The sequence below is a fragment of the Streptomyces sp. NPDC002054 genome (assembly GCF_040296685.1).
Classification (GTDB): Bacteria; Actinomycetota; Actinomycetes; order Streptomycetales; family Streptomycetaceae; genus Streptomyces.
Genome location: NZ_JBEOXT010000027.1, coordinates 95843 through 117983 on the forward strand (window position 1 = coordinate 95843; position 22141 = coordinate 117983).

Consider the following 22141-nt stretch of genomic DNA (forward strand, 5'->3'; position numbering starts at 1 on the left):
CCTGACAAAGGAGCACCGTTGAGCAGGTTGCGCTGGCTGACCGCGGGCGAGTCCCACGGTCCCGCACTCGTCGCGACGCTGGAGGGCCTTCCCGCCGGCGTGCCGATCACCACGGAGATGGTGGCGGACCAGCTGGCCAGGCGCCGGCTCGGTCATGGCCGCGGTGCGCGCATGAAGTTCGAGCGGGACGAGGTCACCTTCATCGGCGGTGTCCGGCACGGGCTGACCCTCGGCTCGCCGGTCGCGGTGATGGTCGGCAACAGCGAGTGGCCCAAGTGGGAGACCGTCATGGCGGCCGACCCGGTCGACCCGTCGCTGCTCAAGGACACCGGCCGGAACGCGGCGCTGACCCGGCCCCGCCCCGGCCACGCCGACCTCGCCGGTATGCAGAAGTACGGCTTCGGCGAGGCCCGGCCGGTCCTGGAGCGCGCCTCCGCCCGGGAGACGGCGGCCCGGGTCGCGCTGGGCGCGGTGGCCCGGTCATACCTGAAGGAGACGACCGGGATCGAGATCGCCGGCCATGTGGTCGAGCTGGCCTCCGTGAAGGCCCCGGCGGGCGTGTACCCCACGCCCGCCGACGTGGCGCGGCTGGACGCGGACCCGGTGCGCTGCCTGGACGCGGACGCGTCGAAGGCGATGGTCGCCGAGATCGACCAGGCCCACAGGGACGGCGACACCCTCGGCGGTGTGGTCGAGGTCCTCGCCTACAGCGTGCCGGTCGGCCTCGGCTCCCATGTGCACTGGGACCGCCGTCTCGACGCCCGCCTGGCCGGTGCACTGATGGGCATCCAGGCCATCAAGGGTGTGGAGGTCGGCGACGGCTTCGAGCTCGCCCGGGTCCCCGGCTCCCAGGCCCACGACGAGATCGTCTCCACCCCCGAGGGCCTCAAGCGGACCTCCGGCCGCGCCGGCGGCACCGAGGGCGGCCTGACCACCGGCGAGCTGCTGCGCGTACGGGCGGCCATGAAGCCCATCGCAACCGTGCCGCGCGCCCTCGCGACCGTCGACGTGACGACCGGCGAGGCGGCGGCGGCCCACCACCAGCGCTCGGATGTGTCCGCGGTCCCGGCGGCCGGCATCGTGGCCGAGGCGATGGTCGCGCTCGTCCTGGCGGACGCCGTCGCGGAAAAGTTCGGCGGCGACTCGGTGACCGAGACCCGCCGCAACGTGCAGTCGTACCTCGACAACCTGCCGATCCGGTGAGCCCACAGCACCGTCCCCTCTGCCGGCTTCCTCGGCAGAGGGGACGGTTACCGGGTCAGGGCCGACGCAGCGCTATGTCGGCGAGTTCCTCTATGTCGAACTCCGAGCGGCCCGGTGTGCCGTAACGTGTTATCTTCCCGCGGCTCACCCATTTTCGGATCGTCGCTTCGGATACGCCCACAGCAAGGGCGGCCACGTTCGTCGGCACCAGCCTGTGGCGCGGCGGCTTGTTTATGCGACGCCCTTTCGCCGGCGATCCATGAGGTGCCGTAGCGTAAGCCATTCCCGTATCTCCCATATGTGTCCGGCAGAACAGCCGATGCTGCTCTTTTCCGCGTTTCCGGTCAGCTGCGGTGCGGCCTCGATCGTCCCTGTGCAGTCGTCCATGACGCACTCGACGAAGGGTGACCGGAGATCTGTCCGGTCTCGGTCGATGGCGCACATCAACTCACCGTGGAGGTCCTCGATCTCGGCGGCGAAGTCGGCAGCGGGAGGCTGGGCGGTGAGCCACTCCAGGTGGCGTACGAGGAAGCGCGCCAGTTGGGGGACGGAGCGGGCCGGGGCAACGGTTCCGAGCTTTTCCGCGACGAGATTCGACCAGGACTCGAGAATGGTGAGCACGTCGTTTCTGGCGTCGAGCGCGGACGTGTTCAGGTAATCCCGCCTGCGGCTTCCCGACACCTTCGTCGGGTTCCTTCGCCGGGATGTCGCCAATATGTGGTGCAGGCATTCCTGATGGAGATCGGGAAGTGCACGCAAACGGCGTTCCAGCTGTCTGACATCCATTGAATGGTCTCCTCCTCATGCTTCTCCGGCCTGGGGCGACAGCACCAATGCCGTGACTTCCGCGGGCAGGGGCACCAGGCGCTCGACGCTCAGACCGGAGCGCGCGGCCAGGGCGCGGTACTCGCCGAGGGTGCGCTGGCGGCCTCCGTTGACGACCATCAGGTGCAGATCCCACAGGGGGGCCAACAGCCCGTCGTGGTCCTCCTGGACGACCAGCTCGATGACCACAAGCCGGGAATGCTCCGCCATGGCCTCGCGCACCTTGCGCAGGAGGCGTACACAGTCGGCATCCGGCCAGTCGCCGAGGACCCGGGACAGCAGGTAGGTGTCCGCGTCGGCGGGCAGCCGGTCGGTGAACATGTTCCCGGCGACGACCGCGGCCCGGTCGGCGCCCACGGTCCGCTCCAGGTGGGCGCGGGCGACCGGAAGCATGTGCTCCAGGTCGAGGAGGGTGCCCCGGGCTTCGGGCGCCGCGCGCAGCACGGTGGACAGCAGCCGGCCGCTGCCGCCCGCTATGTCGACGACGTGCCGGTCGGCTCCGAAGTCGATCTCCTCGGCGATCGCGTCGAAGGACAGGCCGTTCGCCTGCGCCTGCATGGCCCGCTGGAACCGCTGCGCGGCGTCGGCGTCGTCCCGCAGGTAGGAGTCGAACGTCTGCCCGTACGCCTCCTCGAACCCGGGCCTGCCGGTTCGGAACGTCTCGCCGGCCTGCCCCCACGCCTGGTAGAACTCCTCGCCGTACAGCAGGCACAGGTCGCGCAGCGAGCCCGGCCCGTCCCGCAGCTGCTCCCCCACCGCGGTGGTGCCGTAGCCGCCGCCGTCCCGCACCTCGAACACGCCGAGGCGTACGAGCAGCCGCAGCAGGCGCCGTACGGCGTCCTCGTCCGCGCCGGCGGCCCGGGCGAGGTCGGGTGCGCGGGTGTGCCCGGCCGAGACAAGATCGGGCAGACGCAGTTTGACCGCGGCGTACACGCACTGGGCGCGCCAGGCGGCGGTAACGAGGTCCAGGGCGGTCCGGGTCGCCCCGGGGTCGATGTCGGTGCTCATGCACTGTTCCTTCCTGGGGACTGGCGGGACCGGTGTCGCCCGGGGGCGGCGGTCAGGAGGGGATCCAGTCCCGGTTGATGTGCGGCGTCGGGATACTGAGGGCGCGCATGTGCTCGATCGGGTTGGTGTACTCGCGGCTGGAGACGATGCGGCCGTCGCTCAGCGTGAAGCCGTGGATGAAGTGGTTGCTGTAGCGGCCCTCGGGGTAGCCGGGGAACCGGATCGTTCCTTCTCCGTCGCACTCGACCCAGATGACGGACGGGTCCTGCGTCTCGTAGATGTGCACCTCGGACCACTGCCAGTCGGGCAGCACCTCCAGGGAGAGCTCGCCGTGCCGCTTCAGCTTCTCCCGGCCCTTGACGACGATGGGCCGGCCGATGTCGGTGTTGAACAGGGCCGCGGTGCCGTCGTCGGCATAGAGGGTGTACCTGCGCAGTCGGGCCTCGGCGCCGGTCTCCATGTACTGCTCCACGGCGCGCCGGTTGCGGGCCCGCAGATCGTGGTGATCGGTGAACACCGGGGCCTGGGCGCCCGGTTCGGTGGACAGGGGCGGGGTCATGGAACCTCCCACAGGAGTGAGGGTGAGGACGGTGGTCAGGGCTGGAGCCGGCTGATCTTCCAGCCGCCGCCGTCGCGGTCGTAGCGCAGTCGCTCGTGCAGCCGGTCGGTGCCATTGGCCCAGAACTCGACGCTCGCGGGCTCGACCTGGTAGGCCGCGAACGACTCGGGACGGGGCAGGGGCCGCTGCGGTTCGCCCAGCTCCCGGGCTCTGGCCCGTAGTTCGGCAATGTGGTCGATGCCGTCCAGCGGCTGACTCTGCCGGGAGACGGCGCTCATGGCATGGGTGAAGACGGGCCGCGCGGACCACAGGATCTCCGCCTCCGCGTCGGGCAGCCGGTGCACGGGGCCCGCCAGCGTGATCTGCTCGCTGGTCTCCCTCCAGTACAGGACGCCGGACGCCCAGGGGTTCTCGGCGAGTTCCCGGCCCTTCTGGCTGTCGGCATGGGTGATGAAGACGATCCCGGCGTCCGTCACCGAATTGACCGCCACGACACGGGAGGATGCGCGGCCCCTGGCGTCGGCGGTGGCCAGGGCCAGGGCCCGGGGCTCCCGCACCCCGTGGGCGACGCTGCGCTCCAGCCACGAGGTCAGCAGCCCCATCGGCTCGGGGGGCGGCGCGAGGAACTCGGGGAAGGCCACCTCGACGGTGCCGGTGAGCGTCTCCGAACGGCTGCCCGGGACATGGCTGCCCGGGGCTCCGTTCGACCGGGTCGGGTCAGACATGCAGCACCCCTTCGAGCGCGACGGCCCCATGGCCGAAAACCTCGACGGAGTCGACCCGGTCGCCCTCCCCGTGCACGAGTGCGCCCATGGGAGAGGGGCGGCCCATCTCGACGCCCTGCGTGATCTCGATGGCCTGCCCGTAGTGGCCGAGGCCGTGCCGCGCGAGGTGGATCGCGATGGGTCCGGCGGCGGAGCCGGTGGCGGCGTCCTCCACGACTCCGTACGCGGGCGAGAACATGCGGTTGCGCCAGTGCCGCCCGGAGCCGGCGATGCAGTTGGCCGCCATGTCCGGGAAGCGGGCCAGGGCCCGGTGGTCGGGCTCGACCTTCGACAGGGCCTCGACGCTCTCGAAGCCGACGAGGACATGCCGGGGGCCGTTGCGGTAGATCTCCACAGGAAGCGTCGACTCGACCACGCCCAGCGCCGCAAGGAGCTCCTCGGCGCGGTCGAAGGGCTCCCACACGGGCACCGGCTGGCGCATGCGCGCCGAGACGGCCCTGCCGTCCTCACGTTCCAGCTCGAAGGGGATGACACCCATGGCGGTCTCGATCTTCAGCCGGTCCGCGTCGGTGCGACGGCCCAGTGCGATGGCCGTGCCGAGCAACGGGTGTCCGGCGAAGGGGAGTTCGTTGACAGGGGTGAAGATCCGTACGTGGACGTCCCCGTCCTTTTCGGGGGCGAGCACGAAGGTGGTCTCGGAGAGGTTCATCTCCCGGGCGATGCGCTGCATCTGCTCGGCGCTCAGGTCGTCGGCGTCGAAGAACACCGCCACCGGGTTGCCGGTCAGGGGTTGTTTCGCGAACGCGTCGACCACGACATAGCTGTGCATGGGTTCTCCCACTGGTCATAGGGGCATTGCGGCGTGCCGCACCGAGAGATCGGTGTCAGGGCAGGCAGGAGGAGCCGGGCCGGCGGCGGGGGAAGTTCGCCGGCCCGGCGGTCCTGGGGATGGATCCGGCCTACGCGGGCGGATCCGGTTCGCCGGCCGCGGTCAGGCCGGGTCGGGGGTGCGGGCCTGCGCCAGCAGGCCGGCCAGTACGGTGCCCACGATGCGGGGCCCTTCCCGGGTGAGCACGGACTCGGGGTGGAACTGCAGGGAGGCGAAGCCCGGACCGTGCAGTGCGTGCACCTCCCCGGTGGCCGGGTCCCGGCTCACGCGGACCGGGCCGATGCCGTCCGCGTCGAACTCGTCCCGCTCACTGACCAGGGCGAAGGTGTTGTAGAAGCCCACGCGTTCGGCGGTGCCGAACAGGTCGATCTCCTTCTGCACCCCCTGGTTGGGCACCGCCCTGCGGCGCAAGGGCAGGCCGAGCCGGAGACCGAGGACCTGGTGGCTGAGACACACGGCGAGGAACGGCCGGCGTTGGCCGAGCAGGGTATCGATCGCCGTGCGCAGGTGCCGCATCTTGGGGTGTGCGGCCTCCTGCGGGTCGCCCGGCCCCGGACCCATGACGACCAGGTCGTAGCCGTCGAAGTCGTACTCCTCGTCGTACCGGCGGACCGTCGCCCGCAGTCCCAGGGACTGCAACTGCTGGTCGATCATCGAGGTGAAGGTGTCCTCGGCGTCCACGACGAGGACACTGCGCCCGGCCAGTTCCGGCAGCGCCGACGTGCGTGCCTCGGCGTCGGAGAGCCAGAAGCCGGCGATGGACTCGTTGCGCAGCTCCAGTACCCGGCGCACTTGCGGATGCTCGGAGAAACGTCCCTTCTCGTCTCCCTTGAAGGCGGCGACCAGTCCGGCCGCTTTGGCGCGGGTCTCCGCGGCCTCGGAGGCGGGGTCGGAGTGCCGCACGATGGTGGCGCCCACACTGATGCCGATGCGGCCCTCGGGGGTGATGTCCGCGGTGCGGATGAGGATCGCGGAGTCCATGACCCGCTCCCCGGCGGCGTCCCGCCCGATGAGCGCGGCGGCGCCGCTGTAGTAGCCGCGGCCCCCCGGCTCGTACTGCTGGATGATGCGGCAGGCGCTCTCCAGCGGGCTGCCGGTGACCGTGGGGGCGAACATCGTCTCGCGCAGGATGTCGCGCACGTCGCGGTCGGTGCTTCCCTCGATGAAGTACTCGGTGTGCGCGACCCTGGCCATTTCCTTGAGGTAGGGACCCACGACGCGTCCGCCCGTCGCACAGATCCGGGCCATCATCTTGAGCTCCTCGTCGAGGACCATGTAGAGCTCGTCGGTCTCCTTGCGGTCGCCCAGGAATTCCAGCACGCCGGACAGCGTGGGGCCCGAGGGCGGATACCGGTACGTGCCGCTGATGGGGTTCATCACGGCGGTACCGCCCTGGAGGCTGACGTGCCGCTCGGGCGAGGCGCCGACCAGGGTCCGGGTGCCCGTGTGGATCAGGAACGTCCAGTGGGCACCGGTCTCGCGTTCGAGGAGCCGGCGGAACAGCGCGGGGGCGCTGTGCGGCCCGTAGTCCGTGATGTCGGCGACGAAGGTGCGCTTGATGACAAAGTTCGCGCCCTCCCCGGTACCGATCATCTCCTTCACGATGCGGCGCACCACGTCCTGGTACGCCTCGTCGTCGGCATCGAAGTCTCCGCCCGTCAGCGGGGTCGGCGCGTCGGGGATGCGTGCCAGTGCCTCGCCGAGCGGCAGCCGTTGCTGGCCGGTGACGGTCATCGCCACCAGCGGCGTCCCGTCGTCGGTGCAGGCGAAGCCGCGCTCGGTGAGCTGCCGGTAGGGGACGACGACGAGGACCTCGTGACGGGCACCGGCGCCGGGGTCCGGTTCCGCGGGCAGCGGGATGTCGGCCAGCGTGGCGGGCAGGGACACCGAGCCCGTCAGGACCTCCACGAGGTCGGGACCGGTCGTGCCGGGCCGGTGCAGCAGGGCGAACGGCTGCGAAGGGTCTTTCAGTACCCGGTCGAGCAGGTCGACGGCCGTCTCGTACGTCATGAGAACAACGCCTCGGTCGTGGCGACGAGGGCGCAGCGTTCGGCGGCATAGGTGAGCGCCGAGCGGTGGTAGTCCTCCGAGAAGTCAGCCGTGGCGTCCGCGACGAAGAACGGCTGGATGTCGTGTGTGAAGGCGTCGACGGCGGTGGCCAGCACGCCGACATGGGCGTAGACGCCGCACAGGATGAGCTGGTCGCGGCCCTCGGCGCGCATCCGCTGGAGCAGGTCGGTGTTGAAGAAGGCGCTGTAGCGCCACTTGGTGAGCTGCCAGTCGTGCTCGGCCGGGGCGAGGGCGTCGACCACTTGGCGGTCGGCGGGCTCGGCACGCATGCCGGGGCCCCAGAAGTCCTTGAGCAGTCCGCGCTCTTCGTCGGTCATGCCACCCGGCTGGGCGGTGTAGGCGACCGGGACGCCGAGTTCGGCGCAGCGGTCGCGCAGGTGCGCCGCGTTGCGGACCAGCTCCTGGCGCAGGGGGTCGGGGAAGGGCTTGAGGAAGTAACGCTGCATGTCGTGGACCAGAAGGACGGACCGGTCGGGTTCGGCCTTCCAGGACACCACGGCCGGGGGAAGGTCTCCCTCGGCGGGTAACGAGTACGGGGGTATGGGGGGAATACCGGTCATGGCTCCAGTTCCTGGCGTGATGCGCGTGCGCTCCGTGCGCGCAGAGTGGAACAAAGAGAGAAGTCGTCGGATCAGGCGGTTCAGGCGGTCCAGGAAGAGACCACGGAAAGGGCCTGCGACGGGTTGAGGCGGGGATCGCAGAAAGAGGTGTAGCGGTCCCCGACGGAGTCGAGTTCGGCCTCGGTGAGGGCGCACTCGGTGACGTCGTCCGGGGTGGTCTCCAGATGGAGTCCGCCGGCGATGCCGCCGCCGGCGCGCACGGCCTGGACGAAACGCGAGACCTCGAGCGAGATGGTCTCCACCAGCCGTGTCTTGTGGCCGCCGGGCGCGGTGATGGTGTTGCCGTGCACGGGGTCGCTGAGCCAGATGACGGGGTGGCCCGCACCGCGTACGGCTTCCACGAGGCGGGGCAGCCGGTCGCTGACGGCGTTGGCTCCCATCCGTGCGATGAGGGTGAGCCGCCCGGGGTCGCGCCACGGATCGAGCCTCTCGCAGAGGGAGAGCAGCTCGTCGGGCTCCATGGTGGGACCGACCTTGCACGCCACCGGGTTGCTCACCTCGGCGAGCAGGGCCACGTGGGCGCCTTCGACCTGGCGGGTGCGTTCGCCGATCCAGGGCCAGTGGGTCGAGCCCAGGAACATCCGGCCCTTGTCGTCCATGCGGAGCATGGGCACCTCGTAGTCGAGGAGCAGCGCTTCATGGCTGGTCCACACCAGGGGCTCCACGACCTCGCGCCCTGCGGCGCGGTCGCGCCAGCCCAGGTGCTCGACGATGTCACAGGCGGCCATGTAGCCGGTGAGGATGCGCAGGGGATCGGGCCGGCGGCTCTCGGGGTCGGGCTCGGGGCCGTTGACCATATGTCCCCGGAAGACGGGGAGTTCGACGCCGTCGATCACTTCGGTGGGTTTGGAACGGGGCTTTGCGAACTGCCCCGCGACACGTCCTGCCCGCAGGACGGGTTTGCCGGTGATCAGACCGAGTGACCCGGCGAGCAGGTCGAGCAGGGCGATCTTCCGTGCGACGTGGTGGCGTGTGCATTCCTGAGGGTCCTCGGCGCAGTCACCGGACTGCAGCACCACGGCTTCGCCGAGCGCCACCTTGCCCAGCAGAGTCCGCAGCGTGACCAGGTCGTCGGCCTGTACGAGGGTGGGGCGTGTGGCGAGTGACTCGCCTACCCGACTGACCTGTAAAAGGTCACTCCAGTCGGGTTGCTGTAATGCCCCGCGGATACGAATCTCCCGTTTTACGTCTTCCAAGACGCACTCCGATCCAGCGGTATTACTGTTTAATTTATGTTAAGTAGGTATCCCGGTACGCTTGATCTCAGGAACCGGAATGCCGAGGGCACGCAACTGCTGGAACGGGTTCATGAACTCCCGCTCCCTCTTGATCTTTCCGTTCTCCAGCTCGAACGAGTGCAGGAAGTGGTTCTCGTAATACCCTTCGGGATAGTCGCCGAAGAGAATCTTTCCGCGCCCGTCGCACTCCACCCAGAAATGATTGGGATCCTGGGTCTCGAAGATCTGGATGTTGTACCACTCCCAGTCCGGGAAGCACTCCAGCGACCAGACCGCGTGTTCGGCGAGCCGGTCCCGGCCGTGGGTGGCGACCGGTTCGCCGGTGTCGGTGGTCCACAGGCCGCCGATGCCGTCCTCGGTGAACAGCTCGTGCCGGCGCAGCCGGTCCTGGCCCCTGGTATTCATGTAGCGCTCTACGGTGGCGCGGTTGATGCGACGCAGCTCCGCCTCGTCGCCAAATCCCCGAGGATTGACGGATTCAGACACGGTGTCCCCCGTCCGTGATTTCTTTGGATGATTTCGATCAGCGTTGCCCAAGCGATCATCACAAACCTTGCCGCACGAAGCAAGCCCTTGCAAGAGCAATCGTTGAATCTTTTTCAAGGCCTTAACACGGGAAGTCGCAGCGATTTGGCCGAATCCTGATCGCGACCCGTAAAAGCAGTTGACTGTATGACGAAACTACGTTTCGGGCAATAACGGGAAAGCGTGCAGTGCGCGCGCCGCGGCGCCCCGCCCCGCGCCACGTCGGCGCGGGGCGGGGCTGGGCGGCCGGACCGCTCTCAGCCGGCGGGTACGGCGGAGCCCTCCCGTCGACCTGCGAGATGGCCCTTCAGCGTGAAGCCCGGTGTGCCCGCCTCGTCGGGGGTCAGGCCGATGCCCCGGTCGAGGAGCCGGCGGGCCGCGAGGTGGTCCGCGGGACGATTGACGGACTCGACCGCCTGCAGCTCCTCCCCGCGGAAGAGGAGCACCGAGAACGCGTCGGGATCGTCCCCGAGCACCAGCTCGGTGTCGTGCCCCTCGTCAAGACCCGCGATCTGGACAGTCGTGGCGAACTGGTCACTCCAGAACCAGGGCAGTTCGTCGTAGGCACGGGGCATTCCGGTCAGTCGCTCGGCAACCAGCCGGGCGTGGCCGACGGCATTCTGCACCGATTCGAGCCGCAGCCGGTTCCCGGAGCGCACCTGAGGGAAGGCCGCGCAGTCGCCGATGGCGGAGATGCACGGATCGTCGGTCAGCAGGCGGGAGTCGACAGTGATGCCGTTGCTCACCGCGAGGCCGGCCTCGGCGGCCAGTTCCGTGTTCGGGATGACGCCCACGCCGATCAGGGCCAGGTCGGCCGGCAGCCGGCTGCCGTCGGCAAGCTCCACCGCCGTCAGCGCCGAGCGGAGGTTCCCGTGCAGGGCGGCGAGGCCCTGGCCGAACAGCAACCGGGTGCCCGCCCTCCGGTGCAGCCGGGTGACGTGCTCGGCGGTCCGCGCCGAGCACTTCACCCGGGCGAGCGGGCGGTCGAGCGCTTCGACGACCGTCACCTCACAGCCGGATTCCCGCGCCACGGCGGCGAATTCGAGACCGATGAACCCGGCCCCCACCACCACCGCGCGCCGGGCGGCAGCGAGGGCCGCCCGCAGCGCGGCGGCGTCCTGCGCGGTGCGCAGGGTGTGCACACCGCGCAGCCCGGCCCCCGGCACGTCGAGCGTGCGCGCCCGAGCCCCGGTGGCCAGGACGAGGTGGCCGTACTCGTACCGGGAGCCGTCGGCGAGGTGGACCGTGCGAGTGATCCGGTCGATCGCCCGCACGGTGCCGCTGACCAGGTCGATCGACTGGCGCGGGTAGTACGTCACGGGCCGCAGCCACAGCTGTTCGTCGCCGAAGTGCGCCTCGCCCTTCAGGTACTCCTTGGACAGGGGCGGACGCTCATACGGCAAGGTGTCCTCGGCGCCGATGAGCGTGATGCGTCCCGGGTACCCGAGTTCGCGCAGGGACGCCGCCGTCTCGTAGCCGGCCTGTCCGGCCCCCACGATGACGACGGACGCGGGCTGTGCGGTGTCCGCCATCAGTTCTGCCGCTCGGGAAGGTGGACGATCAGACCGTCCAGGGCCTCGGTCACCTTGAGCTGGCAGCTCAGCCGACTGTTGGGCCGGCGCGTGCAGGCGGTGTAGTCGAGCATCTCGTTCTCGTTCGGCTGTACCGGCTCCAGCCTGTCCAGGGTGGTCTCGTCCACGTAGACGTGGCAGGTGGCGCACTGCGCGTTGCCGCCGCACCGGGCGACGATGCCGTCGATGTCGTTGAAGACGGCGCCGCGCATGACGCTCGTGCCGACAGGGACGTCGATCGCACTCTCGGTTCCGTCGACGGCAACATATGTGATCTTGGGCATGGTGGAACTCCTCGATGGCATCTGAGCGCGCGAGGGCGCGCTGTGACGCGAACACCGGTCAAGTGGAAAACGGGGAATCAGAACATGTGGATGGCGCCGCCGGAGGTCGTCGGGGGACGCGACACCCCTGTCGACCCGCCATCGGATACCGGCCGTTCGGACACGCGACGTCCTCGACCAGGGTTATGGCAGCGCGCTGGAGCGTAGCAGAGGAGTTCCCGGCGCGCTAGGACGAATGGCGGGCGCCGGGCCGGTCGGGCAGGCGGTGGGTCATGAACGGCTTGCTGGTGATGAACTCCCTGAATTTCAGGGCCGCTTCGGACAGGTGGGAGTCCCTGTTCCACACCAGCCGGAGCACCCGGTAGCAGTCGGGCGCGTCCACATGCACCCAGGCCAGCGGGATGCGCGTACCGACCTGGCGGGACATCGCGGGGATGAGGCCGACGCCGAGGCCGGCGCTGATCAGGTCCCCGCTGGCGCCCGGTTCGTCACCCTCACAGGACAACACCGGCGTCAGGCCCTCGGACGCGAACAGCCGGTCGAGCAGCGCTCGCTGCCAGCCGCGCCGGGTGGTGACGAAGGGCTCGTCGGCGACCTCGGGAATGGTCACGCTGTCGCGACCGTCGAGCCAGTGCCCGTGCGGCACCCCGAGCAGCACCTCCTCGCGGACGAGTTCGACCGACTCCAGGTGAGTGCCGGTCAACGACTGCGAGGCCACGCAGAAGTCGACTTCCCGGGCCCGAAGTTGGCGGTCCATCTCGTCCGCGTCCGACTGGAAGAGCCGGACGTCCGCACGGGGGTGGGCAGCCCGGAAGCTGCCGAGCAGCGGACTGATCGTCAGCAATGTCTCGCAGGCGACGCTGACCCGGCCGAGCCCTGTGTCACGGGCCTCACGGACGGCCCTGCGGCCGTCGTCCAGCTCACTCAGGGCGCGATCGACGTGCCGCAGGAACATCGCGCCGTACGGGTTCAGCCGGATACGGCGGCCCTGCCGGTCGAAGAGCGGCGCGCCCAGCTCGGCCTCCAGGCGCGCGATGGCGCGGCTGAGCGAGGGCTGGGCGATGCGCAGTTCCTCCGCGGCGCGGCTGATGTGCTCGTAGCGGGCGACGGCTTGGAAGTAGCGCAACTGCAACAGATCCACGGTCCACCTTCACTCATGCCTTTTGGGTTATCTACACATAGCGAAACCGGTCTTGGAATGCATAAGCAATTCTCTCTACGGTCTTTCACGAGGTCACCGCACAGGTGGCGGGCAACGGCGCCCGGCATCTGCACACGCGAAGCGGGGGCCCCGCACCCATCCGACATCCACCCGGCCACCCGTCCCTCAGGAAGGTCGCACCATGAGCGCTGCGGAACTGGCCCGACTCCAGTTCGCGGCCACGACCACCGTCCACTGGCTGTTCGTGATCCTCACCATGGGGCTCGTCCCCCTCGTGGCGATCATGCACACCCGGGCCGCGTTCACCCGTGATCCCGCCAAGAGAGCCGTCCGGGAGCGTATGACCCGCTTCTGGGGCCAGCTCTACGTCATCAACTATGCGGTCGGCATCGTCACCGGCCTCGTCATGGAGTTCCAGTTCGGGCTGAGCTGGAGCGGCCTGAGCAAGTTCGCGGGCAATGTCTTCGGCGCCCCGCTGGCACTGGAAACCCTCATCGCCTTCTTCGCGGAGTCCACCTTCCTCGGCATGTGGATCTTCGGCTGGGGGCGCATGCGCAAAGGCGTGCACGTCACGCTCATCTGGCTGGTCGCCCTGACCGCGTACGCCTCCGCCTTCTGGATCCTGATAGCCAACGGCTTCATGCAACACCCCGTCGGCTACGAGGTGCGCGACGGCGCCGCCTACCTGACCGACTTCGGGGCCCTGCTCACCAACCCCAACGCACTGATAGCCCTCGGCCACATCACGCTGGCCGCGTTCACGACGGGCGGCGTCTTCGTCGCCGGAGTCAGTGCCTTCCACTTCGCCCGGGGCACCGGGGAGACCCGGCTGTTCCGCGAATCCCTGCGGCTGGGCGTCTGGGTGAGCATGCTCGCCTCGTTCTTCGTCATCATCGTCGGCCAGCTGCAGGTCCCGGTGCTGGACCGGACCCAGCCCATGAAGATGGCCGCCCTCAACGACGAAGGCGTCGCCCAGCTGCAGGCGCAGCTCGTCAGAGAGCACGGGCCCGGCAACTACGTACCCCCGCAGGACTGGCTGCGGATCTCGATGGACACGATGACGATCATCGGCAACACCGTGTCCACCATCATGCTCATCGCCGTCTTCCTGCTGTGGAAGGACTGGCTGGTGCGCTGGCGTCCCCTCGCGTACCTGATGACGGCCATGATCCCGTTCCCCTTCATCGCCGCCGTGGGCGGCTGGGTCTTCCGCGAGGTCGGGCGCCAGCCCTGGCTCGTGTACGGCGAGCTGACGGTCGAAGACGCGCTCTCCCACGTCAGCAGGGCCTCGCTGGCCGTGTCCTGCGCGGTGTTCATCGCGGTCTTCGTCGCTCTCGCGGTGACGAACTGGACCCTGATCGCCCGCTTTGCCCGCCTCGGCCCGGACGCGACCCAGCTCGGTGCCACCGAGCCGCTCGCCGACGAGGTCCCCCAGAGCGGCGCCGGCGACAAGCAGGCGGTCCCGGTCTTCTGAGCCGGTGCCACGGGCCCGAGGCCCGAACGAACCTCCCTGCTGAAACGGAAAGTTGAACGACATGAGTCTGGAGACCCTCTGGCTGGGCCTGCTCGGCCTGCTTCTCGCCGGATACTTCGTGCTCGGCGGCTACGACTACGGCGCACAGATGCTGCACCCCTTCCTCGGCGCCCCGGACGGCTCCCCGGACGGCCGGAAGGCGGAGCGGGCCGGCCGGAACGCCGCGCTCGACGCCATCGCGCCGTTCTTCCTGGGCAACGAGGTCTGGCTGGTCGCCTTCGCCGGCGTCCTGTTCGGAGCCTTCCCGCACCTGGAGGGCACCCTGCTGTCCGGCCTGTACCCGCTGATCGTGGCGATCCTCGTCGGCCTTGTCCTCGGCAACGCCGCGGTGCAGCTGCGCGGCCGGGCGCACAGCACCCGCGGTCGCCGCTATTGGGACGCCCTGATCGTGTTCGGCGGCGCGGTGCCCGCACTGTGCTGGGGACTCGTCCTGGGCCTGCTGCTGCACGGCATGCCCCGCCGGGCCGACGGCAGCTTCCACATCGGGTTCGGCGAGGTGTTCTCGCCGTTCGTGCTCGGCTGCGGTGTGACCACCGCGCTGCTCTTCGCCGCGCACGGGGCCGCCTTCGTCGCCCTGCGGTCGGAACCCGGACTCGCCGTCAGGGCGCGGCGGCTGGGCGCGGGGCTGGTGCGCGCGGCCGGTGCCGCCGGTCTCCTCCCGCTGCTGCTGACCCTCTTCGGAGCGGGCGCTTCCATGACGAACCGTGCGACCTCGGCGGTCATCGCCGCCCTGTTCGCGGCGGCGCTCGCCGGCGCCTGGTGGTACCTGTCCCGGGGGCACCACGTCGGGGCGTTCGCCGCCACCTGCTGCGCGACGCTGCTGCCCGTGCTGCTCGTGGGGGCGGGCCACTACCCGTACCTCATGATCAGCTCGGCCGGAGCAGGCCTGACGATCGACCAGGCCGTGACCGACGGCGCCACCCTGAAGATCCTTTCCGCGTTCGGCGTCCTGATGATCCCGACGATCATCGCGTACCAGACGTGGAGCTGGTGGGCCTTCCGGGGGCGGACGGGTCACCGCCATCCCAGCTACTTCTAAAGCCCTGCCCAGCGACGAGGGGGGATTCCCACGATGAAGCCGGTCGAACGCCGCCTGCTGCGGGAAGTCCCGGCACTGCGGCGGCACATGGCGTCCTCCACGGCGCTGGCGCTGCTGGGCGCCGGCCTCGCGGTCGCCCAGGCGGCCCTGCTGGCCAAGGTCCTCGCGGACGGCTTTGCCGGACACCCGCTACGGGTCGCGCCCTTGGCCTGGCTGGCCACCGTCATGGCGCTGCGCGCGCTGCTGTCCTGGGCCCGCGCGGCCCTCGCCCAGCGTGCCGCGGCCGACGCCAAGGAAACACTGCGGAACCGGATCACCGGCCGGCTGCGGGTCACCGGCCCGCTGCGTCCGACGACCCGCCGCCACGGCGAGACGGCCACACTGGTCACCCGCGGCCTCGACGCCCTGGACCCGTACGTCGTCAGCTACCTGCCCACGATGACGGCCACCGCAGTGGTCCCCCTCACCGTCGTCGCCTGGCTGTGGTGGACCGACTGGCCCTCGGCGCTGATCATCGTCATCACGCTGCCGCTGATCCCCGTCTTCGGTGCACTGGTCGGCATGCACACCGCCCAGCGCACCGCCCGGCAGTGGCGGTTGCTGGCCAGACTGGGCGGCCACTTCCTGGACGTGGTGGCCGGACTGCCGACGCTGCGCGCGTTCGGACGCGAACGGCACCAGACGCGGGTGGTGCACGAGATGGCCGACGCCCACCGGCGGGCCACCATGCGGACGCTGCGGGTGGCGTTCCTGTCCTCCTTGGTCCTGGAGACGGTCGCCACCCTCTCCGTGGCACTGGTGGCCGTCCCGGTCGGCCTGCGGCTGCTCGGCGGTGAGCTGGACCTGCGTACGGCCCTGACCGTCCTGCTCGTCGCCCCCGAGGCGTACCTGCCGCTGCGCGCCGCGGGCGCGGCCTTCCACGACAGCGCCGAAGGCATCGCGGTGGCCGAGCGGGTCTTCGCGGTTCTCGACGGCGGGGACACGATCACGGAGCGCGCCGCCGACCGCGCGCCGACCCCCGACGGCCGCAGGGCGCAGCTGCGCCTCGACGGGGTGACGGTCCACTACCCGGACCGCCCGGCTCCGGCCCTGCGGAACGTCTCCCTCACCGTCCGTCCCGGCGAACACGTGGCCCTGGTCGGGCCGAGCGGCGCGGGCAAATCCACGCTGCTGTCGCTGTTCCTCGGCTTCACGGCCGCCGAATCCGGCCGGGTCACCGCCGACGGCACCGACCTCGCGGACCTCGACCCCGACGAGTGGCGCGCCCAGGTGGCGTGGCTGCCGCAGCGCCCGCACCTGTTCGCGGCGTCCGTCGCGGACAACATCCGCCTCGGCCGCCCCGGCGCCGACGACGCCGAGGTGCGGGCGGCTGCCCGCGCCGCCTCGGCCGACCACTTCATCGGGGAACTTCCGGGCGGGTACGAGACCGTGCTCGGCGAACACGGCGCCGGGCTCTCCGCCGGCCAGCGCCAGCGGATCGCGCTGGCCCGCGCGTTCCTCAAGGACGCTCCCGTGCTGCTCCTCGACGAACCGACCGCCCATCTCGACCCCGAGAGCGAGGCTGCCGTCACGCGCGCCACGGTCGAGCTCATGCGCGGTCGGACCGCCATCGTGGTCGCACACCGCACGAGCCTGCTGCCCCACGCCGACCGGATCATCACGGTGCGGGCAGGACGTCTCGTGCCCCCTCGGCCGGCCTTCACCGAAGGGCTGGTGGCCTCATGACTACGCACACCCGCATGACGGCGCACACCCGCGCCGACGCCCCCGTCCGCGCGCGCGGGCCCCGCCCCACCGTCCGCCTCCTGCGCCACCTGCTGCCGTACTGGCGCAGGCTGCTGCCCGCCGCGCTGGCCGCGGCCGGCAGCGAGCTCGCCGCCGCCGCGCTGATGGCCACCGCCGCCTGGCTGATCACCCGCGCCGCGCAGCAGCCGCCGCTCGCCGCCGTGAGCCTCGCGATCGTCGCCGTACGAGCCCTCGCCCTGGGACGCGGAACGCTGCGCTACATCGACCGGCTCCTCGGCCACGACGGCGTGCTGCGGGCCGTCGCCGGCTTCCGCACCCGGGTCTACGAGGCGCTGGTACCACTCGCCCCGGCGGGCACCCCCGCCTTTCGCAGCGGCGACCTGCTGACCCGCCTGGTCGACGACGTCGACGCCGCCCAGGACCTGCTGCTGCGGGTCCTGATCCCGGCCGCTGCCGCCTACGCGGTCACCGCGACCGCCACCGCGACGGCCGCGCTGCTGCTGCCGCAGGCAGGCGCGCTGCTCGGGCTGCTCCTGGTCGTGGCGGGACTCCTCGTGCCCGCCCTGGTGCTCGTACTGTCCCGCCGTACCGGCCGCGCCGAGAAGGCGGCGCGCGCCGAACTCGCCGTAGCCACCCTGGACCTGGCCCAGGGAGCGGCCGACCTCGCCGCGTACGGTGCCCAGAACCGCGCCCACCGGCGAGTCCGCAACGCCACCGCCCGGATCGCCGCGCTGGAGCGCCTGGGGGCCCTGACCACCTCGCTGGCCTCGGCCGCGGTGCTGTTGCTCCAGGGCGGGGCGACGGTCGGCGTCACCTGGCTCGCGCTGCGCGCACACGCCTCCGGCGCGTTGCCCGCCGTGCACCTCACCGTCCTCGCGGTCCTGGCACTGGTCTCCTTCGAGGCTCTCGCACCCCTGCCCGGCGCAGCCCGCCACCTCGCCGCGGTGCGGGTCTCCGCACGCCGCCTGGCCGACCTCCTGGACACGCCGCCCCCTGTCACCGACCCACCCGACCCGGCCCCTCTCGCCACCGACGAGCCCCTCGGCGTGGTCATCACCGACCTGCGGGTACGCCACCACCCCGACGGCCCCCCGGCCCTGGACGGGGTGAGCCTGCGGCTGCCACCCGGCCACCGGGTCGTACTGCTCGGCGCCAGCGGATCCGGCAAGTCGACGTTGATCGCGGCACTCATGCGATTCGTCCCGTACGAAGCCGGAAGCATCCGCATCGGCGGGCGCGACCTGCGCGAACTCCGCGACTGCGCGGGCGCCGACGTCCGCCGTGTGATCACCGGCATGACCCAGGACGCGCACGTCTTCCACACCACGATCCGGGCCAACCTGCTCCTGGCCCGCCCCGACGCCACGGACGCCGAACTGCTTGATGCGGCCCGCAGAGCCCGGATCCTGGACTGGATCGAATCGCTGCCGGACCGCTGGGACACCCTCGTCGGCGGGGACGGCGCCACCGTGTCGGGCGGGCAGCGCACACGCCTGCTCCTGGCCCGCGCGCTGCTCGCCGACCCGCCCGTCCTCGTCCTGGACGAACCCACCGAGGGGCTCGACCCGGACACCGCCGCAGCCGTGCTCGCCGACATCCTCGACGCCACCCGCGGCCGTACCACGCTCCTGGTCACCCACGAGCGGTCGGGCCTCGCCGCTGCCGACGAGATCGTGACCCTCGACCGCGGCCGGATCCGCCCCCTCACCCACGACGGCCTTGCCCGCACGGCGCTCTGAAGCCACTCGGCGAAGGCGCGTGCGACGGGACTGCGCGCGCCTCCAGGGGCCGGAGCCGGCCCGGCTTCCGCGGCGCCACTCTGTGCCCTGCCAGGCGGCGCGGGCCCGCGGAGGCCGCCCGGACCCGGCCTTGCGCAGGCCCCCGGCCTGCAGCAGCGCCCCCGGATGGCCGAGGATCCGCACGCCGGGCCGCCTCGCGGTCTAGCATCGCGACGTGCCGTACGACGACAGCCCCCCGCCGCCGGAATCCGCCTCCTCGGTCAGCCCGGACCGCCCGTGGTTCGCCCGCCGCTCCACGCTCGCCATCGTGGCGGCTGCCCTCGCGCCCACCTGCCTCGCGGGTTGGGTGCTGGTCCAGGTGTCCTCCGGGGCCGGGCCGGACCCCAAGCAGCCGCAGCCCCGGGTGCTGCCGCTGCCCGCCTCGCACTCGTCCGGCACCCCGGGCCCGGGTGACTCCAAGGCGAGCGCGAGCGGGAGTCCGGGCGCGAGCACCGGCGCCCCCGCGCCGAGCGGCTCCGCGGCTCCGGCGCCGGGCGGGGCCACGCCCACCCCCGTGCCCTCCGGCAGCCTTCCGCAGGGCACCGGCAAGGGTTCGCTCACCGGCCGCACGGTGGTCATCGACCCCGGCCACAACCCGGGCAACTTCCAGCACGCGCGCGAAATCAACCAGCAGGTGGACATCGGCACCGGCCGCAAGGAGTGCGACACCACCGGCACCACCACCACCGCCGGTTACCGGGAGGCCGACTTCAGCCTCGACGTGTCCCGGCGGCTGCGCACCGCCCTGGAGGCCCGCGGCATCCGCGTGGTGTTCACCCACACGGCAGAACGCCCCTACGGCCCCTGCATCAACGAGCGCGCCCGGATCGGCAACGAGGCCAAGGCCGATGCGGTGGTCTCGGTGCACGCGGACGGCTCCTCGGCCGGCAACCGCGGCTTCCACGTCATCCTCCCGGCCTCGGTGAAGGGCGGCGCCGCGAACACCGCCCCGATCGTCGGGCCCTCGCGCGAGCTCGGCGAACGCATCGTCGGGAACTACGTCCGGACCACCTCCATGGCCCCCTCCAACTACGTGGGCGGCGGTACCGGCTTGGTGGTGCGCGACGATCTCGGCGGTCTCAATCTCTCGACCAGGCCCAAGGTGTTCGTGGAATGCGGCAATATGCGTGACGCCAAAGACGCGGCGCTGCTGACCAGTCCGGAATGGCGGCAGCGGGCGGCTCAGGGCATCGCGGACGGCATCGTCGGCTTCCTCGGCGGGTAGGGAGTCGGGGCACCGGGTGCCCCGACCCGCTCGGACTCGGGAAACATCCGTACGATGGTCCCCGCCCGCGACCGAGACGAGAAGGACACCCAACAAGTGAACATCCGCTCCCTCACTCGAGGCGACGGCGTGGTGATCGGAGCAGCGGCGCTGCTGTTCATCGCGTCGTTCCTCGACTACTACTCCGCCGACGGCTTCGACGCGCCCAGCGCGTGGGACACTGACATCTACGGCCTGGTGCTGCCGACGATCTTCCTGCTCGGGTTCGTCGCCGCGGGCATGCTGATCGGCGGGCGCTTCCTGCCGGAGGGCCGCAAGCTGGCCGGCATCCCGCTGACCGGCTGGGGCACCGTGCTCGCCGCCGCCTCCGCGTGGTCCGCGCTGTGGGCCCTGATGCTCTCCCCGGACCGCGTGGACCTCGGTGCCGGCGCGATCATCTCCTTCCTGGCCTCGCTCCTGATGGCCGGTATCGCCATCGCCGGCCCGAAGGTGGGCGCGCTCGCCGCACCGCTGCTGCCCGCCGCGTCCCCGGCGGCCGTCCCTCCGTACGGCGGTCAGCCCGGCCAGTACCCCGGCCAGCCCGGCCAGCCCGGTGCCGGCTACGGCTACCCCGGCGGCCAGCCGCCGTACGGCGCCACCCCGCAGCCCGTCCCGCCGTACGGCGGCCAGGGCCAGGACACCCCGGCCCCGGCTCCGGCTCCCGCGCCGGCGCCGGCGCCGGGCCCGCAGGACGCCCAGCAGCCGCAGCCCGCGGCGCAGCAGGCCCAGCCGCAGCCCCAGCCGGCCGCGGACTTCGCCCCGTTCTGGTTCGCGGTCCCGGTGGCCCGCCCCCTCTTCCCGGAGGACGGCTCCCCCACCCCGATCGCCGAACTGGCCCCCGGTACCTGGTACCTGGCGGTGGACCAGCGCGGCCCGCAGGCCCTGGTGGCCCAGACCCAGGACGGCCGCCGCGGCGTCCTGAACGACACCTCGGGCATCCAGCGCGGCTAGCACCGTACGCCCCGCTCCACAAAGGCCCCTTGCCACTTCCCGGCAAGGGGCCTTTGCCCTACAGTCACCTGACGCATCGTCAGATCACTGTCGGATCGTCGGACACGGCTCACGGAGGGGATCGTCCACATGCGCCTTGGACTCGCACTCGGCTACTGGGGCCGCGGCCCCAACCCCGCCCACCTCGACCTCGCCACCGAGGCCGAGCGGCTCGGCTACGACTCCGTGTGGACCGCCGAGGCCTGGGGCTCCGACGCCTTCACCCCGCTGACCTGGATCGCCGCGCACACCTCGCGGATCCGGCTCGGCACCGCGATCGCGCAGATGGCCGCCCGCACCCCCACCGCCACCGCCATGCAGGCCCTGACCCTGGACCACCTCTCCGGCGGCCGGATGATGCTCGGCCTCGGCCTGTCCGGCCCGCAGGTGGTCGAGGGCTGGTACGGCCGGCCCTTCCCGGCCAGCCCGCTCACCGCGACCCGCGAGTACGTGGACGTCATCCGCCAGGTGCTGCGCCGCGAGGGCCCCGTCGCGCTCGACGGCCGCTTCCACAGCCACCCGTACACCGGCTCCGACGGCACCGGGATCGGCAAGGCGCTGAAGCCGATCACCCACCCGCTCCGCCCGGACCTGCCGGTGCTCCTCGGCGCGGAAGGCCCGAAGAACATCGCCCAGACCACCCGGATCGCGGACGGCTGGCTCCCCCTCTACTGGTCCCCCACCCGCACGGACGTCTACAAAGCCGCGCTCACCGAGCTGCCCGAGGGGTTCATGATCGCCCCGATGGCCCGGGCCCGGGTGTGCGAGGACGTGGCCGAGGGGCTGCTGCCGGTCAAGGCGATGCTCGGCTTCTACATCGGCGGAATGGGCCACGCCGCCCGCAACTTCCACGCCGATCTGATGGCCCGGATGGGGTACGAGGAGGAGGCCCGGCGGATCCAGGAGTTGTTCCTCGCCGGGCGCAAGGAGGAGGCGGTGCTCGCCGTCCCGGACGCCTTCGCCGACGAGATCTCCCTGGTCGGGCCGCGGGAGCGGATCGCCGAACGCCTGGAGCTGTGGCGCACGGGGCCGGTCACCGACCTGCTGGTCACCGCCCCGGACCCGGACACCCTGCGGGTGCTGGCCGAGCTGAACTCATGACCCGCAGCTG

Annotated in this window: 20 protein-coding genes; 8 read left to right on the forward strand and 12 right to left on the reverse strand. The window is 71.3% G+C overall.

All coding sequences use genetic code 11. The annotated features are described in order from the left end of the window. The first annotated feature begins 18 nt into the window (after window positions 1-18). Window positions 19-1203, forward strand: a complete 1185-nt coding sequence (gene aroC / locus ABT123_RS24145) for a chorismate synthase (protein ID WP_351318160.1) — start codon at window positions 19-21, stop codon at window positions 1201-1203. 231 nt (window positions 1204-1434) lie between these two features. On the opposite strand, the gene ABT123_RS24150 is transcribed toward aroC, so the two are convergent. The 12 genes from ABT123_RS24150 to ABT123_RS24205 all read right to left on the reverse strand — a co-directional run bounded on the left by ABT123_RS24150 (window position 1435) and on the right by ABT123_RS24205 (window position 12658). Next, a complete protein-coding gene (locus tag ABT123_RS24150; protein WP_351318162.1) occupies window positions 1435-1989 on the reverse strand; it encodes a hypothetical protein in 555 nt (184 codons plus the stop codon). A gap of 15 nt (window positions 1990-2004) precedes the next feature. Beyond that, entirely contained in the window at window positions 2005-3036 is a 1032-nt protein-coding gene (locus tag ABT123_RS24155; RefSeq protein ID WP_351318164.1) for a methyltransferase, read from the reverse strand. Between the two features lie 52 nt (window positions 3037-3088). Then, entirely contained in the window at window positions 3089-3595 is a 507-nt protein-coding gene (locus tag ABT123_RS24160; RefSeq protein ID WP_351318165.1) for a PhzA/PhzB family protein, read from the reverse strand. Between the two features lie 35 nt (window positions 3596-3630). After that, on the reverse strand, window positions 3631-4320 hold the full coding sequence (gene phzG, locus ABT123_RS24165) for a phenazine biosynthesis FMN-dependent oxidase PhzG (RefSeq protein WP_351318166.1): 690 nt from the start codon (window positions 4318-4320) through the stop codon (window positions 3631-3633). Then, window positions 4313-5149 (reverse strand): PhzF family phenazine biosynthesis protein, encoded by an 837-nt coding sequence (locus tag ABT123_RS24170; RefSeq protein ID WP_351318167.1) that lies wholly within the window; start codon window positions 5147-5149, stop codon window positions 4313-4315. The genes phzG and ABT123_RS24170 overlap by 8 nt, the downstream gene beginning before the upstream one ends. 162 nt (window positions 5150-5311) lie before the next feature. Continuing rightward, a complete protein-coding gene (locus ABT123_RS24175) occupies window positions 5312-7219 on the reverse strand; it encodes an anthranilate synthase family protein (RefSeq protein WP_351318168.1) in 1908 nt (635 codons plus the stop codon). Beyond that, window positions 7216-7839, reverse strand: coding sequence for an isochorismatase family protein (locus ABT123_RS24180; RefSeq protein WP_351318170.1), 624 nt, complete (start codon window positions 7837-7839; stop codon window positions 7216-7218). Before ABT123_RS24180 ends, ABT123_RS24175 begins: the two co-directional genes overlap by 4 nt. Before the next feature lie 80 nt (window positions 7840-7919). Continuing rightward, complete coding sequence (locus tag ABT123_RS24185) at window positions 7920-9095, reverse strand: 3-deoxy-7-phosphoheptulonate synthase (RefSeq protein WP_351318171.1); 1176 nt, start codon at window positions 9093-9095, stop codon at window positions 7920-7922. Window positions 9096-9134: 39 nt separating this feature from the next. Then, window positions 9135-9623, reverse strand: coding sequence for a PhzA/PhzB family protein (locus ABT123_RS24190; protein WP_351318173.1), 489 nt, complete (start codon window positions 9621-9623; stop codon window positions 9135-9137). A 296-nt stretch (window positions 9624-9919) separates the two neighbouring features. Continuing rightward, window positions 9920-11194, reverse strand: coding sequence for an NAD(P)/FAD-dependent oxidoreductase (locus tag ABT123_RS24195; protein WP_351318175.1), 1275 nt, complete (start codon window positions 11192-11194; stop codon window positions 9920-9922). Then, window positions 11194-11517, reverse strand: coding sequence for a 2Fe-2S iron-sulfur cluster-binding protein (locus ABT123_RS24200; protein ID WP_351318177.1), 324 nt, complete (start codon window positions 11515-11517; stop codon window positions 11194-11196). The genes ABT123_RS24195 and ABT123_RS24200 overlap by 1 nt, the downstream gene beginning before the upstream one ends. A gap of 226 nt (window positions 11518-11743) precedes the next feature. Then, window positions 11744-12658 (reverse strand): LysR family transcriptional regulator, encoded by a 915-nt coding sequence (locus ABT123_RS24205; RefSeq protein WP_351318178.1) that lies wholly within the window; start codon window positions 12656-12658, stop codon window positions 11744-11746. Window positions 12659-12860: 202 nt separating this feature from the next. Here ABT123_RS24205 and ABT123_RS24210 point away from each other — a divergent pair, with 202 nt between their 5' ends. The 7 genes from ABT123_RS24210 to ABT123_RS24240 all read left to right on the forward strand — a co-directional run bounded on the left by ABT123_RS24210 (window position 12861) and on the right by ABT123_RS24240 (window position 22131). Beyond that, a complete protein-coding gene (locus ABT123_RS24210; RefSeq protein ID WP_351318180.1) occupies window positions 12861-14153 on the forward strand; it encodes a cytochrome ubiquinol oxidase subunit I in 1293 nt (430 codons plus the stop codon). 61 nt (window positions 14154-14214) lie between these two features. Continuing rightward, window positions 14215-15252: a cytochrome d ubiquinol oxidase subunit II gene (gene cydB, locus ABT123_RS24215; RefSeq protein WP_351318182.1), complete on the forward strand. Its 1038-nt coding sequence runs from the start codon at window positions 14215-14217 to the stop codon at window positions 15250-15252. 33 nt (window positions 15253-15285) lie between these two features. Further along, window positions 15286-16977 carry a thiol reductant ABC exporter subunit CydD gene (gene cydD / locus ABT123_RS24220; protein WP_351318184.1) on the forward strand — a complete coding sequence of 564 codons (1692 nt, stop codon included), beginning with the start codon at window positions 15286-15288 and terminating at the stop codon, window positions 16975-16977. Then, complete coding sequence (gene cydC / locus ABT123_RS24225; RefSeq protein ID WP_351318186.1) at window positions 16974-18737, forward strand: thiol reductant ABC exporter subunit CydC; 1764 nt, start codon at window positions 16974-16976, stop codon at window positions 18735-18737. The genes cydD and cydC overlap by 4 nt, the downstream gene beginning before the upstream one ends. A gap of 214 nt (window positions 18738-18951) precedes the next feature. Next, on the forward strand, window positions 18952-20001 hold the full coding sequence (locus tag ABT123_RS24230) for an N-acetylmuramoyl-L-alanine amidase (RefSeq protein ID WP_351318188.1): 1050 nt from the start codon (window positions 18952-18954) through the stop codon (window positions 19999-20001). Window positions 20002-20097: 96 nt separating this feature from the next. Further along, window positions 20098-20991, forward strand: a complete 894-nt coding sequence (locus ABT123_RS24235; RefSeq protein WP_351318222.1) for a DUF5336 domain-containing protein — start codon at window positions 20098-20100, stop codon at window positions 20989-20991. A 129-nt stretch (window positions 20992-21120) separates the two neighbouring features. Further along, entirely contained in the window at window positions 21121-22131 is a 1011-nt protein-coding gene (locus ABT123_RS24240) for an LLM class F420-dependent oxidoreductase (protein ID WP_351318190.1), read from the forward strand. The last annotated feature ends 10 nt before the right edge of the window (window positions 22132-22141 follow it).